Genomic DNA, 13,885 nt, shown 5'->3' with positions numbered 1-13,885 from the left:
CCGCGTCAAGTATCAGCGTTTTGTTTCTTCGACCTTGTCGGCCGGTTTTGGCGGCCAGGCCTTCAGGTCCAGATCCAGATCCGGGAATTTACTGGAATCGAACACCGGTGTCTTGATCCCCGCACGGCGCTGGTCATCGTAGTCCTTGAGCACGCGCATGCAGATCTTGAACAGCATCGCCAGGGCAATCAGGTTAACGAAGGCCAGCATGGTCATGGCGATGTCGGCGAACGCGAAAACGGTCTGCAGGTTTTCGATCGAGCCCCAGAAAATCAATACCAGCACCAGTGCGCGGTAGCCAATCAGCGCCTTGCGGCTTTCGCCGACCAGGAAGCGCAGGTTGTTCTCGCCCAAGTAGTAGTTGTAGAGCATCGAGGTGAACACGAACAACGCCAGGGCCACGCTGATGAACACACGGCCCCACTCGCCGACTACGGCCGCCAGGGAGTTCTGGGTCAGGGCAATGCCGTCGCCTTCAAAGCCCGGGGTGTAGAAGCCCGAGAGCAGGATCAGCAAGGCGGTACAGGTGCAGATCACGAATGTATCGAGGAATACGCTGAACGCCTGAACCACGCCTTGGGCGATCGGGTGTTCAACATCGGCCACGGCGGCCACGTTCGGGGCGCTGCCCAGACCGGCTTCGTTGGCGAATACACCACGTTTGACGCCCATCACGATCGCACTGCCGATCAGGCCGCCAAACACCGGGTCGAGGCCGAAGGCGCTCTTGACGATATGGCCCAGCATGGCTGGCACGTGGTCGAATTGCAGCACGATCACGTAGAGGGTCACGGCGATGTAGGCCAGGGTTTTGATCGGTACCAGCAGGTCAGCCACCGAAGCGATACGTTTGATACCACCTATAAACACCAGGCCCAGCAGAATGGCGATGGCCAGCCCTGAGTAACTGACATCGAAACCGAAGGCATCTTGCAGCGAGTGGGTTACGGCGTGGGCTTGCAGGCCCATGAAGGCGAAGCCGAAGGTGATCAGCAGCAGCACGGCCATCAACTGGCCCATCCACAATTTGCCCAGGCCATGCTTCATATAGAAGGACGGACCGCCACGCAGTTGGCCTTCAGCGTCACGACGCTTGTACAGCTGGCCCAGGGAACATTCGATCAGGCTGCTGGACATGCCGACCAGTGCGGTGACCCACATCCAGAACACGGCACCCGGTCCGCCCAGAGTAACGGCGATGCCGACACCGGCAATGTTGCCCGCGCCTACACGGCCGGCCAGGCTCAGCATCAATGCCTGAAACGAGCTCAGTTCACCGGCGCTGCTGCGCAGGCTGTCTTTGAATACCGAAAACATGTGCAGGAAGTAACGAAACTGAACGAAACGCGAGCGGATCGTGAAGTAGCCACCGAGCCCGACCATAAGCACGATTAGCACTTTCCCTGAGAGGAAGTCATTGATGACTTCAAGCATGGATTATTCCTCGCTGTTTTTATCTGATGGCAACACGGGAGGATCGAAATATCGCGTTACACCTGCTTGAGCAAGGCATAAACGTAGGCGATCAATGTGACCCTGGCCATGTTGCTGCTTGGTTTACGATGCTGTTTCCGTGCTGGCGATGGCCGCTGGTGCTGGGCCCGGGCACAGGAAGAGGGGCGGCACTATACCTAGGAGCGCAGGAAGCGTCTGCATAAGTGATTGATTTTTCATGTGTGAGTCGTCTTAAAAGGCATCAGTTTGTGTCCGATTTGCCCTTTTTTCAGGCAAAAAAAAGGGCCTGCAGACGTATCTGCAGGCCCTCAAAAGGTGAGAGGTGTCTAGTCCCTCGACCTGGTGAGCGTGTTACAGCATCAGGCCTTGAGAGGCACCAGACGCGGAGCAATCATGTTTTCCGGGCGCAGGATGTCGTCGAGCATGGCGTCGTCGAGCAAGCCTTCTTCGCGCACCAGTTCCAGTACGCCACGGCCGCTTTCAAGGGCGATACGGGCGATACGGGTGGCGTTTTCATAGCCGATGTACGGGTTCAGTGCAGTCACCAGACCGATCGAGTGCTCGACCAGTTCGCGGCAGCGTGCTTCGTTGGCGGTGATGCCGACGATGCAGTGCTCGCGCAGCATGTCCATGGCGCGTTGCAGCAGGCGGATCGAGTCGAAGATCTTGAAGGCGATCAGCGGCTCCATCACGTTCAGTTGCAGTTGACCGCCTTCGGCAGCGATGGTCAGTGCCAGGTCGTTACCGATGATCTGGAACGCAACCTGGTTAACGGCTTCCGGAATAACCGGGTTGACCTTGCCTGGCATGATCGAGCTGCCTGGCTGACGCGCTGGCAGGTTGATTTCGTTGATGCCGGTGCGTGGGCCGCTGGAGAGCAGGCGCAAGTCGTTGCAGATCTTCGACAGTTTGACCGCGGTACGCTTGAGCATGCCGGAGAACAGTACGAAGGCGCCCATGTCGGACGTGGCTTCGATCAGGTCGGCAGCCGGTACCAGCGGGTGACCGCTGATGGTTGCCAGGCGGTTGACGGCCAGCAATTGGTAGCGCGGGTCGGCGTTGATGCCGGTACCGATGGCCGTACCGCCCAGGTTCACTTCGGTCAGCAGCTCTGGTGCCAGTGTTTTCAGACGTGCCAGGTCTTCACCCAAAGTGGTGGCAAACGCGCGGAACTCTTGACCCAGGGTCATAGGCACGGCGTCTTGCAGTTGGGTGCGGCCCATTTTCAGCACGTGGCTGAACTCAACGCCTTTGGCGGCGAACGCCTGGATCAGGCTGTCGAGGCTGGCAAGCATGGCATCGTGACCCAGCAGCAGACCCAGACGGATCGCAGTCGGGTAGGCGTCGTTGGTCGACTGCGCCATGTTGACGTCGTTGTTAGGGTGCAGGTACTGGTACTCGCCCTTCTGGTGGCCCATAGCCTCCAGCGCGATGTTGGCGATGACTTCGTTGGCATTCATGTTGGTTGAAGTGCCAGCGCCGCCTTGAATCATGTCCACCACGAACTCTTCGTGGAAATCGCCGCGGATCAGGCGGGCACAGGCTTCGCTGATGGCAGCGTGCTTGGCGTCGCTCAGATGACCCAGCTCGCGGTTGGCGTCAGCGGCGGCTTGTTTAACCATGGCCAGGCCCACAACCAGCTTCGGGTAGTGCGAGATCGGGACGCCGGACAAGCGGAAGTTATGCACCGCTCGCAGGGTCTGGATGCCGTAATACGCTTGAGCCGGTACTTCGAGTACGCCAAGCAGGTCTTTTTCGGTACGGAAAGATGCAGCGGAGGACATGATAGAAATCATCTCGATATGAACCCGGTCTGGGCCGGAACGCTGCGAATCCTAGGCCTGCAGTCTATTTTGGGCCAATGCCTTTAAACACTATCCTATGCATAAACGGCATAATGGCGACGTGACGCGGCAGGCGCGTCGAGCGTGTGACCCATTTTGGTGCGCGTCCGGGAGGACTCGATGAATCTCGAAAGTAAATGGTTAGAGGACTTCAGTGCCCTGGCTGCTACTCGCAGTTTTTCCCAGGCGGCAGAGCGTCGTTTCGTCACTCAACCGGCCTTCAGTCGGCGTATTCGAAGCCTTGAAGCGGCGCTCGGGCTGACCTTGGTGAATCGTTCCCGCACCCCGGTGGAGTTGACTGCGGCCGGTCAGCTGTTTTTGGTTACGGCACGTACGGTGGTCGAGCAGTTGGGTGAGGTGTTGCGTCATCTTCATCACCTCGAAGGCGGGCAGGGCGAGGTCATGCAAGTGGCTGCCGCACACTCCCTGGCGCTGGGGTTTTTCCCGCGGTGGATCGCCCAATTGCGTAATGAAGGTCTTAATATCGCCACCCGGCTGGTTGCGACTAACGTCGGAGACGCGGTGCATGCTTTACGCGAAGGCGGCTGCGATTTGATGCTGGCTTTCTACGATCCGGACGCTGCTTTGCAGATGGATCCGGAGATTTTTCCGTCATTGCACCTGGGCAACACCGAAATGCTCCCGGTGTGTGCGGCCGATGCAGACGGCAAGCCGTTGTTTGACCTTGAAGGTGAAGGCAGTGTGCCGTTGCTGGCCTATAGCGCTGGCGCGTTTTTGGGCCGCTCGGTGAATCTGCTGCTGCGCCAGCGCAGCCTGCGCTTCACCACTATTTATGAAACGGCCATGGCCGACAGCCTCAAGAGCATGGCCCTGGAAGGGTTGGGCATTGCCTGGGTGCCGCACCTGAGCGTGCGTGCCGAGCTGGCGCGAGGTGAGCTGGTGGTGTGTGGTGGCCCGCAATGGCATGTGCCGCTGGAGATTCGCCTGTACCGCTGCGCCCTGGTGCGCAAGGCCAACGTGCGGTTGTTGTGGCGCAAGTTGGAGAACCCGACCGGCCAGGCGCCAACGCCGGCCTGAGGTGATTTTTTCATTTGACCTTAGAGTCAATAAAACCGGGCGTCCGGGCCGTTTTTACCGTGCAGGACAGATGGTCGCCAAAGGTGCTGTCAAAACACCTCTTTGCGGTATACTGCGCGGCCTTCGGCTGGCTTGACCGGCCTTAATTCCTATAACAAGCCACGTCGGATCCTCCACGTGGCTTGTTGTTTTTTGACGCGCCTGCGGGCGCCCAAGAGAAGAGGCGCGACGATGAGTGCACTGGTAGGCGTGATCATGGGCTCCAAGTCCGATTGGTCCACCCTCAGCCACACCGCCGATATGCTGGAAAAACTCGGCATTCCTTACGAAGTGAAAGTGGTCTCTGCCCACCGCACTCCGGATCTGCTGTTCCAGTATGCCGAAGAGGCCGAAGGCCGCGGGATCGAGGTCATCATCGCTGGTGCCGGTGGCGCAGCCCACCTGCCAGGCATGTGTGCGGCTAAAACCCATTTGCCTGTACTGGGTGTTCCGGTGCAGTCGGCCATGCTGTCGGGCGTCGACTCGCTGCTGTCGATCGTACAAATGCCAGCAGGCATTCCGGTTGCAACCCTGGCCATCGGCAAAGCGGGCGCGATCAACGCGGCCCTGTTGTCGGCGAGCATCCTGGGTGCCAAACACCCGCAGTTCCATACCGTTTTGAAAGCATTCCGTGCTGAACAGACAGACAGCGTGCTGGACAATCCAGACCCGCGCGTAGCCTGAGGTTTCTGACGATGAAAATCGGTGTAATCGGTGGCGGCCAACTGGGCCGCATGCTGGCCTTGGCGGGCACTCCGCTGGGCATGAACTTCGCTTTCCTTGACCCGGCTCCCGATGCCTGCGCAGCCGCGCTGGGCGAACATCTGCGTGCGGATTACAGCGACCCGGATCACTTGCGGCAACTGGCCGATGAAGTCGACCTGGTGACGTTTGAGTTCGAAAGCGTTCCAGCTGAAACCGTGGCTTTCCTGTCGCAATTCGTCCCGGTGTATCCAAGTGCCGAAGCGCTGCGCATTGCTCGCGACCGCTGGTTCGAAAAGAGCATGTTCAAGGACCTGGGCATTCCGACGCCGGCGTTTGCCGACATTCAGTCCCAGGCGGACCTGGATGCGGCAGTAGCCACTATCGGCCTGCCTGCCGTGCTCAAGACCCGCACCCTGGGTTATGACGGCAAGGGCCAGAAAGTGCTGCGCACACCGGCCGATGTAGTGGGCACGTTTGCCGAACTGGGCAGCGTGTCGTGCCTGCTGGAAGGTTTTGTACCGTTTACCGGTGAAGTGTCGCTGATCGCCGTACGCGGTCGTGATGGCGAGACCCGCTTCTATCCGTTGGTCCACAACACCCACGACAGCGGCATTCTCAAGCTGTCGGTCGCCAGCACGGATCACCCGCTGCAAGCTTTGGCTGAAGACTACTCCAGCCGTGTGCTCAAGCAGCTGGATTACGTCGGCGTGATGGCATTCGAGTTTTTCGAAGTCGACGGTGGCCTCAAGGCCAACGAAATTGCCCCGCGTGTGCACAACTCCGGGCACTGGACCACTGAGGGCGCCGAGTGCAGCCAGTTTGAAAACCACTTGCGGGCCATTGCTGGCTTGCCGCTGGGTTCGACGGCCAAGGTCGGTGAGAGCGCCATGCTCAACTTCATCGGCAGTGTGCCGCCCGTTGAAAAGGTGATCGCGATTGCTGATTGCCATCTGCATCACTACGGCAAGGCGTTCAAGGTCGGCCGTAAGGTCGGTCACGCCAACCTGCGCTGCGCAGACATGACCACGCTGCAAGCGCAAATCCTCAAGGTTGAAGCCCTGATCGACGAAGCGTAAATCGCTTTCGCCGGGAACCATTGGGTTGTCGCTGCTCTCTGATGGCGTGATGCCAAAGTGCTGACTAGGCTTTGGTAAAACGCCATCTAATCAAGAGGAAGCGCCCATGGGCATCATCGGAACCATTTTCATAGGCTTGATCGTTGGCCTGCTGGCCCGTTTCCTGAAACCGGGTGACGACAGCATGGGCTGGATCATGACCATCCTGCTGGGTATCGGCGGTTCGCTGGCGGCTACCTATGGTGGCCAGGCGCTGGGTATCTACAAGGCGGGCGAGGGTGCCGGTTTTATCGGTGCCGTGGTAGGTGCTGTGATCTTGCTGATCATCTACGGCATGGTGTCGAAAAAGTCCTGATTTAACGCTTTGGTTCTCTCTGCGCCAGCCGCAGAGAGGGCTAAACTGCGCGCGTTCAATCCTTCTTCTATCGAGCCTTGCATGCGCCGTCTTCTACTGACTTTTCTTTTGCTGGGCTCAGGCCTGGTACACGCGGCAGAACTGCCCGAAACCGACTGGCTTGAATTGATGCCGATGTCGGATCAAAAAGCCCTCGAACAAATGCCCGAAATTGACCATGACTCGCCCGAGGCCAATGGTACGTTTACCGACAAGGGTGGTTTGAAGCAGAGCAAGGGTTTGCCGGCCGTGATGTATTCCAGCAAAACCGTTGCGGGCATGAACGGTAAAAATATCCGTCTGGGCGGTTATCCCGTGCCTCTGGAAACCGATGCCAAGGGGCGCAGCACGCTGTTCTTCCTGGTGCCGTACCCGGGCGCCTGCATTCATGTGCCGCCTCCGCCGCCCAATCAGTTGGTGCTGGTGCGCTACCCCAAGGGTCTGAAGCTGGATGACATCTACACGCCGCTCTGGGTCATGGGCACGCTGAAGGTCGAGAAGGTCAGCAATGACCTGGCCGATGCGGCCTATGCGCTGGATGCCAGCAAGGTGCGGGTGGTGGTCGAGGAAGATTTGTAGGGTGCCGAACCTTTGTGGGAGCGAGCAAGCCCGCTCCCACAGGTTTTGTGTGTATCAGGCTTTCAGCCGCTTGCTCGCAATGCTCACACCCATCGTATGACTGGCGCCTGGCTCCAGGGTGATCACGTCGTCCATCACATTGGCGGTTTCGATGCACAGCATGCGTTGCCAGCCATCTGCTGCCATATCGCTGAAGCGGGCAGTCTTGTCGATCCACGGGTTCCAGATCACCGCTGAGCGTGAGCCACGGCTGGTCAGCTCAAGGGTGCGCGACCAGTCGGGGTCGACGATGCTCAGTTGCTGCGGTGTGTCGAGATAGATGCGGTCGGTTTCGCCGCTGAAGGTCAAGTCGCCCAACTGTTTGACGTGTTCCCAGTCGTTGAGCGTATCGATGTAGGTCAGGCCTTCTACCCCTTGAACCTGAACCTTGCGCACGTCACTGACCGCGAAGTAACTGTGCAGCGCCTGGCTGATGCTGACCGGGATGTCGCTGCGATTATGGCTGGTGAGGCTGATGTGCAACTGGGTGTCGAGGCGAATGCTCAACGTGAGCGCCACATCGTGGGGCCAGCCGGGCAGGCCGCCTTCGATGTGGGGCAGGCCCAGTTCAATATGCAGCGCTTCGCCCGCATCATCGATCTCCAGCACTTCCCACTCGCGGGTACGTACCAGGCCGTGAGCGGTGGCAGGCTCATCACTGAGGCGCATGGCCTGCACGCTTTGCGGGTTCAGCGCCAGATTGCCAAACCATGGCCAGCACACTGGCACGCCAGTGCGAATGCCTTTGCCCTGTTTGTACTGCGCTTTTTCGTTGAGCCAGATAATGGGAGGCTCATCGCCTATCTGATAGCTGAGTACCTGTGCGCCCTGTTTTGCGATCAACAGTTGTGCCTGACCATGCTGGAAGTGCCAGCACTCCAGTTCGTCCAGGGTGACTGACTCAATGTGGTGCATGGCAGGCTCTCTATTTCAGTGGCAAAGGCAGCAGTGGGCAGGCAAACCGCGAAAGATTCAGCGACGCGGTGGAACGGAGCGGGTACGACCGCTGCCATCAATGGCAACAAACACAAAGACGGCTTCGGTCACTTTGCGCCACTCGCTGGACAACGGGTCGTCACTCCACACTTCAACCATCATCTGGATCGAGCTGCGGCCGATCTCCAGTGCCTGGGTGTAGAACGACAATTGCGCGCCAACGGCCACAGGCACCAGAAACGCCATGCGATCAATAGCGACAGTGGCTACACGGCCACCTGCAACCTTACTGGCCATAGCGGTACCGGCGAGGTCCATTTGTGAAACCAGCCAGCCACCGAAAATGTCACCGAAACCATTGGTTTCACGTGGCAGGGCGGTGATTTGCAAGGCGAGGTCGCCTTGCGGGATTGGATCTTCTTGTTCGAGCTCTAGCATGCCGAAGGGCCTCTGACCCGTGATTCTTCATGAGTACTGCGGGTGAAAAAGCGTCTTTAGAAAAACGATTCAGCCCGAACATACTACGTTCGTCACGTTCTTCATAAGCCGCGCCAAGGGGAAACTCTGCGAAACCGGCTGAAGTCATCCTGCGGGCGTTTTCGCACAGCAACCTCAGAAGTTACCAAGTGTTTCTTACAGCGGGAGTATATCGGGCGACAGCCTGGCCGACGACCTCCTGATACTGCTTTTTGCGTGCGCTGCACGTCTAGCTCTGTGCTTTTGCAAACAATTTGTTATCTTTCAAAACCTGCCCAGCCCCTGCCGGCGAAGTTGCAGCTTTTGCCGAGCCTAATAAGAGAAGCATTACCCCATGATCACAGAGCCTTCCAGTGCTGCACCGCCTTCGCGGCCGTTGACCCGTAATGACTACAAAACCTTGTCGCTGTCTGCCCTGGGTGGTGCGCTGGAGTTTTACGATTTCATTATTTTTGTGTTTTTTGCCACCGTTGTCGGCAAATTGTTCTTCCCGGCGGACATGCCCGAGTGGCTACGCCTGATGCAAACCTTCGGCATTTTTGCTGCCGGTTATCTGGCGCGTCCGCTGGGCGGCATTGTCATGGCGCACTTTGGTGACCTGCTGGGGCGCAAAAAGATGTTCACCTTGAGCATCTTCATGATGGCCGTACCGACCCTGATCATGGGCTTGCTGCCGACCTATGCGCAGATCGGCATGTGGGCGCCGATCCTGTTGCTGCTGATGCGTGTGATTCAGGGCGCCGCCATTGGTGGTGAAGTGCCGGGAGCCTGGGTATTTGTGGCCGAGCACGTACCGCCACGCCATGTGGGCTATGCCTGCGGCACACTGACCTGCGGGCTGACGGCAGGGATTCTGCTGGGCTCGCTGATGGCCACGGCCATCAATACGATTTACACACCGGCTGAAGTCTCTGATTTCGCGTGGCGGATCCCGTTCCTGATGGGCGGTGTATTCGGTTTGTTCTCGGTCTACCTGCGTCGCTGGTTGCACGAGACTCCGGTGTTCGCCGAGTTGCAACTGCGCAAGGCGCTGGCCGCTGAAGTCCCGCTCAAGACCGTGTTGCGTGATCACCGCGTGGCGATTGTGATCTCGATGCTGCTGACCTGGTTGCTGTCTGCCGGGATCATTGTGGTCATCCTGATGACGCCGACGGTTCTGCAAACCATCTACGGTTTTTCTGCGACGACCTCGTTGCAGGCCAACAGCCTTGCGATCGTTTTCTTGAGCTTGGGCTGCATTGCCTCGGGCGCCCTGGCTGACCGCTTTGGTGCGGGCAAAGTGTTTGTGGTGGGTTGCGCCGGGTTGCTGATCAGCTCGTGGACCTTCTATCACAGCCTGCTGCAACACCCCGACTGGCTGTTCCCGTTGTATGCCCTGAGCGGTCTGTTTGTAGGCACCATCGGCGCCGTGCCCTACGTGATGGTCAAAGCTTTCCCGGCGGTGGTGCGCTTTAGTGGTCTGTCGTTTTCCTACAACCTGGCCTACGCCATCTTTGGCGGCCTGACCCCAATGGCCGTGACCTTGTTGCTCAAGGAGAGCCCGATGGGCCCGGCGTATTACGTGGCAATCATTTGCACGATGGGCCTGCTGGTGGGTGCTTACCTGTGGAAGAAGGGGCGCTGATCGACGGCTTTTCTGTCGCGACACCTCGTTAGCCTCTCCCTGAAGGCCATCATTTGTAACGAATGATGGCCTTTCATCTAATTGTCACAATCGGTTCATAGAGTAGTCACATGGCCTGCAGATACTGGCCCCCGATTCATCTAACCCCGTTTGTTAGGAGTAAGGCATGAAACTGAAGCGTGTTATGGCGGCCCTGACTTTTGTTGCCGCAGGCGTTGCAACTGCCAATGCGGTTGCCGCTGGTGTTGACCCGGCTATTCAGCCCTATGTGAAGACAACAGGTGTATCGGGCAACCTGTCCAGCGTTGGTTCTGACACCCTGGCGAACTTGATGACCTTGTGGGCCGAGGCTTACAAGAAAGAATATCCAAACGTGAACATCCAGATTCAAGCTGCCGGTTCTTCGACCGCGCCGCCTGCGATTACTGAAGGCACCGCTAACCTGGGCCCGATGAGTCGCAAGATGAAAGACAACGAACTGGCTGCTTTCGAGCAGAAGTACGGCTACAAGCCGACCGCTATCCCGGTGGCAGTGGATGCCCTGGCCGTGTTCGTGCACAAGGACAACCCGATCAAACACATGACCATGGAGCAAGTAGACGCTGTCTTCTCCTCCACGCGTCTGTGTGGCGGCAAATCCGACATCAAGACTTGGGGTGATCTGGGTGTGACGGGCGACCTGGCCAACAAGCCGGTGCAACTGTTTGGTCGCAACTCGGTATCCGGCACTTACGGTTACTTCAAGGAAGAAGCCCTGTGTAAAGGCGACTTCAAGCCTAACGTGAACGAACAGCCGGGCTCTGCCTCGGTGGTTCAGTCGATCAGCAGCTCGCTGAACGGTATCGGTTACTCGGGTATCGGTTACAAGACCGCCAGTGTGAAGACCGTGCCTTTGGCTAAAAAAGGCAGCACCGAGTTCATCGAAGACACCGAAGAAAACGCATTGAACGGCAAATACCCGCTGTCGCGTTTCCTCTACGTGTATGTGAACAAGGCGCCGAACAAGCCGCTGAACCCGCTCGAAGCCGAGTTCATCAAGCTGGTTCTGTCCAAGCAAGGTCAGGAAGTGGTTGTCAAAGACGGCTACATCCCTCTGCCAGCCAAAGTCGCTGCCAAAGCCTTGGCTGACCTGGGCCTGAAAGAAGGCGGCGCTGACGTCGCCAAGAAGTAATGACTGTGTAGTCGCTGCCTAAGGCTGCGAAAAGGATCGCGCAGACCTCAGATCAACGGGTTGCTGCGCAACCCTTCGCAGCCTGCGGCAGCGACTACAGGGTTATTTCACTTCTGCTTCATCTCATTTTTCACTCCGCTGCCGGCACCGTTGGGCGGCGGATTTTTTGCGTCACTGCTTTGTCATCTTTCTGTCATACAGGACCGCTAGGGTGTGCGCATGAATGATCTGGCCAATTCCCCAATGACTACGACATCCGCTCCCAAGCGCATTGATTTCAATACGCCTGAACTGCAGCGCAAGCGCCGTATCCGCGCGCTTAAAGACCACTTGACCCGCTGGTATGTATTTATCGGCGGTCTTGCCGTGCTCGGCGCCATTACCCTGATTTTCTTCTTCCTGGGCTATGTGGTTTACCCACTGTTCCAGGGCGCCGACCTGAATGCCAAGCAGGCGATTACGCCGGTCTGGATGCAGGACGCCGGCAAGCCTTTGATGATCTCCGTCGAGGAGCAGAATCAGGTCGGCATGCGGGTATCCGACAAGGGCATGGTGCTGTTCTTCAATGTGAAGAATGGCGAAGAGCTGTCGCGGGTCAACTTGCCGTTGCCAGCGGGCACGCAAGTGACTTCGCTGGGCGAGGATCAGCCGGGTAATCCGGTGGTTGTACTGGGCTTGTCCAACGGCCAGGCGCTGGTGTTCCGTCACACCTATCGCGTCAGCTACCCGGACAACAAAAAGACCATCACCCCTGCAGTTGAGTACCCCTACGGTGAAACGCCCGTCGTCCTGGACCCGCAAGGCAGGGCACTGGATCACGTTAACCTCAGCGTGAACGATTCGACGCTGGTGCTGGCGGGTTCAACCGGCGCGCAGTTGCATGTGGTGTCGTTGGCCCGCGAAGAAAACATGATGACCGAAGAGGTCACGAACACCGAGACCCGCATCGATCTGCCGCAAATGACCAAGCAGGTTAAAGCGCTCTACATCGACCCGCGTCAGCAGTGGTTGTATGTGGTGAACGATCGGGCCCTGGTGGATGTGTTCAGCCTGCGCGACAAGAGCCTCAACGGTCGTTACACGCTGGTAGATGACGCAACGACCGAGATCACTGCCAGTACGCAGCTGGTGGGTGGCATCTCGCTGATCTTTGGTGATTCGAAGGGCGGTCTGAGCCAGTGGTTCATGGCCCGCGACCCGGATGGCGAACAACGTTTCAAGCATATTCGCAGCTTCCAGATGGGCACTTCGCCGATTGTTGAAATCACTGCCGAGCAGCGTCGCAAGGGCTTCCTGGCCCTGGATGCGGCCGGTGAGATCGGTGTGTTCCACAGCACTGCGCACCGCACCCTGCTGGTCGAAAAAGTTGCCGAAGGCCCTGGCATCATGGCGTTGTCGCCGCGTGCCAACCGCATCATCGTGGAAGAGGGCGGCAAGCTGCTGCCACTGACCTTGAAGAACCCGCACCCGGAAGTGTCCTGGAGCGCGCTGTGGAGCAAGGTCTGGTACGAGAACTACGACGAGCCTAAATACGTCTGGCAGTCGACCGCCGCCAACACGGACTTCGAACCGAAGATGAGCCTTGCGCCATTGACCTTCGGTACGTTGAAGGCTGCGTTCTACGCCATGCTGCTGGCTGCGCCACTGGCCGTAGCTGCCGCGATTTACACCGCTTACTTCATGGCGCCGAGCCTGCGCCGCAAGGTCAAGCCGGTGATCGAGCTGATGGAAGCGATGCCTACGGTGATTCTGGGCTTCTTTGCCGGTCTGTTCCTGGCACCGTATGTCGAGGGGCATCTGCCGGGGATCTTCAGTCTGTTGATGTTGATGCCGATTGGTATTTTGGTTGCCGGTTTCACCTGGAGCCGTCTGCCCGAGTCGATCCGCCTGCGAGTACCGGATGGTTGGGAAAGCATGATCCTGATTCCGGTGCTGCTGTTTGTGGGCTGGCTGTCGCTGTACATGAGCCCGTATATGGAAGCCTGGTTCTTTGGCGGTGACATGCGCATGTGGATCTCCCACGACCTGGGCATTACCTACGACCAGCGCAACGCACTGGTAGTGGGCCTGGCAATGGGTTTTGCGGTTATCCCCAACATCTACTCGATTGCTGAAGATGCCGTGTTCAGCGTGCCTCGTGGCCTGACTCTGGGTTCGCTGGCGCTGGGTGCCACACCGTGGCAAACCATGACCCGCGTGGTGATCCTGACGGCCAGCCCGGGGATCTTCTCGGCACTGATGATCGGCATGGGCCGTGCGGTCGGCGAGACGATGATTGTGTTGATGGCCACCGGTAACACCCCGGTCATGGAAATGAACCTGTTCGAAGGCCTGCGTACCTTGGCGGCAAACGTGGCGGTGGAAATGCCGGAGTCGGAAGTAGGCGGTAGCCATTACCGCGTGCTGTTCCTCTCGGCGCTGGTGCTGCTGCTGTTCACCTTTGTCATGAACACTCTTGCCGAGCTGATCCGTCAGCGTCTGCGCAAGAAATATTCGTCGCTTTAAGGA

General features: G+C 58.3%; 12 protein-coding genes. 8 read left to right on the top strand and 4 right to left on the bottom strand.

Annotated features, from left to right (window positions below; translation table 11 throughout):
• Nucleotides 1–12: 12 nt before the first annotated feature.
• Both VSQ83_RS23550 and aspA read right to left on the bottom strand, forming a co-directional pair.
• Complete coding sequence (locus VSQ83_RS23550) at nucleotides 13–1,434, bottom strand: alanine/glycine:cation symporter family protein (protein WP_326427628.1); 1,422 nt, start codon at nucleotides 1,432–1,434, stop codon at nucleotides 13–15.
• Between the two features lie 380 nt (nucleotides 1,435–1,814).
• Nucleotides 1,815–3,239 carry an aspartate ammonia-lyase gene (gene aspA, locus VSQ83_RS23545; RefSeq protein WP_019826952.1) on the bottom strand — a complete coding sequence of 475 codons (1,425 nt, stop codon included), beginning with the start codon at nucleotides 3,237–3,239 and terminating at the stop codon, nucleotides 1,815–1,817.
• 180 nt (nucleotides 3,240–3,419) lie between these two features.
• On the opposite strand from aspA, the gene VSQ83_RS23540 reads away from it, so the two are divergent.
• The 5 genes from VSQ83_RS23540 (at nucleotide 3,420) to VSQ83_RS23520 (ending at nucleotide 7,130) form a co-directional block, all read left to right on the top strand.
• Nucleotides 3,420–4,337 (top strand): LysR substrate-binding domain-containing protein, encoded by a 918-nt coding sequence (locus VSQ83_RS23540; protein WP_219261959.1) that lies wholly within the window; start codon nucleotides 3,420–3,422, stop codon nucleotides 4,335–4,337.
• 231 nt (nucleotides 4,338–4,568) lie between these two features.
• A complete protein-coding gene (gene purE / locus VSQ83_RS23535) occupies nucleotides 4,569–5,060 on the top strand; it encodes a 5-(carboxyamino)imidazole ribonucleotide mutase (protein WP_016782937.1) in 492 nt (163 codons plus the stop codon).
• Nucleotides 5,061–5,071: 11 nt separating this feature from the next.
• A complete protein-coding gene (locus VSQ83_RS23530) occupies nucleotides 5,072–6,157 on the top strand; it encodes a 5-(carboxyamino)imidazole ribonucleotide synthase (RefSeq protein WP_326427627.1) in 1,086 nt (361 codons plus the stop codon).
• 106 nt (nucleotides 6,158–6,263) lie between these two features.
• Nucleotides 6,264–6,512 (top strand): GlsB/YeaQ/YmgE family stress response membrane protein, encoded by a 249-nt coding sequence (locus tag VSQ83_RS23525; RefSeq protein WP_088378553.1) that lies wholly within the window; start codon nucleotides 6,264–6,266, stop codon nucleotides 6,510–6,512.
• An 81-nt stretch (nucleotides 6,513–6,593) separates the two neighbouring features.
• Entirely contained in the window at nucleotides 6,594–7,130 is a 537-nt protein-coding gene (locus VSQ83_RS23520; protein WP_019826960.1) for a DUF3299 domain-containing protein, read from the top strand.
• A gap of 54 nt (nucleotides 7,131–7,184) precedes the next feature.
• On the opposite strand, the gene VSQ83_RS23515 is transcribed toward VSQ83_RS23520, so the two are convergent.
• Nucleotides 7,185–8,084 (bottom strand): D-hexose-6-phosphate mutarotase, encoded by a 900-nt coding sequence (locus VSQ83_RS23515; protein WP_219261957.1) that lies wholly within the window; start codon nucleotides 8,082–8,084, stop codon nucleotides 7,185–7,187.
• Nucleotides 8,085–8,141: 57 nt separating this feature from the next.
• On the bottom strand, nucleotides 8,142–8,543 hold the full coding sequence (locus VSQ83_RS23510; protein WP_003438129.1) for an acyl-CoA thioesterase: 402 nt from the start codon (nucleotides 8,541–8,543) through the stop codon (nucleotides 8,142–8,144).
• A gap of 373 nt (nucleotides 8,544–8,916) precedes the next feature.
• Between VSQ83_RS23510 and VSQ83_RS23505 the strand changes: the two genes are divergently transcribed.
• The 3 genes from VSQ83_RS23505 to VSQ83_RS23495 all read left to right on the top strand — a co-directional run bounded on the left by VSQ83_RS23505 (nucleotide 8,917) and on the right by VSQ83_RS23495 (nucleotide 13,882).
• Nucleotides 8,917–10,206 carry an MFS transporter gene (locus tag VSQ83_RS23505; RefSeq protein WP_326427626.1) on the top strand — a complete coding sequence of 430 codons (1,290 nt, stop codon included), beginning with the start codon at nucleotides 8,917–8,919 and terminating at the stop codon, nucleotides 10,204–10,206.
• A gap of 166 nt (nucleotides 10,207–10,372) precedes the next feature.
• Complete coding sequence (locus VSQ83_RS23500; RefSeq protein ID WP_133074901.1) at nucleotides 10,373–11,377, top strand: phosphate ABC transporter substrate-binding protein PstS; 1,005 nt, start codon at nucleotides 10,373–10,375, stop codon at nucleotides 11,375–11,377.
• A 219-nt stretch (nucleotides 11,378–11,596) separates the two neighbouring features.
• Complete coding sequence (locus VSQ83_RS23495; protein ID WP_219261956.1) at nucleotides 11,597–13,882, top strand: ABC transporter permease subunit; 2,286 nt, start codon at nucleotides 11,597–11,599, stop codon at nucleotides 13,880–13,882.
• Nucleotides 13,883–13,885 lie beyond the last annotated feature (3 nt).

It is taken from the genome of Pseudomonas sp. DSV-1 (assembly GCF_035830915.1).
Classification (GTDB): Bacteria; Pseudomonadota; Gammaproteobacteria; order Pseudomonadales; family Pseudomonadaceae; genus Aquipseudomonas.
This window is presented reverse-complemented; position numbering and strand designations above follow the sequence as displayed.